Origin of the sequence: Corynebacterium lipophiloflavum DSM 44291 (assembly GCF_000159635.1) — a bacterium.
In the GTDB taxonomy this organism is placed as follows: domain Bacteria; phylum Actinomycetota; class Actinomycetes; order Mycobacteriales; family Mycobacteriaceae; genus Corynebacterium; species Corynebacterium lipophiloflavum.
In genome coordinates, this window is the sequence record NZ_GG667251.1 from 1 (window position 1) to 235 (window position 235).

General features: G+C 53.2%; 1 pseudogene. It reads right to left on the bottom strand.

What is annotated here, in order from left to right:
* Positions 1 to 94 precede the first annotated feature (94 nt).
* Positions 95 to 235: pseudogene (locus HMPREF0298_RS12340) on the bottom strand (IS256 family transposase); the annotation flags it as partial.

Sequence of the window (235 nt, forward strand, 5' to 3'; positions counted from 1 at the left end):
GGTCAAGTCCGCGGGAGTGGTGTATCTGCCCTTTCGATAAAACAAGCAGCGTAACGACCTCACGGACCATCACGAGCTAAATTCTGACCCTGGCTCATGCCACATCCTTCCGGATGATCTCAGAAGTAATACCGTCCGACTCGATGATGTTCGCAGTCATCATCACCCTGGTCTGCTCCAAGCTCGTCAACGACATGTACCGCTTCTGCTGGATCCAATCATCATGCTGCTCCGC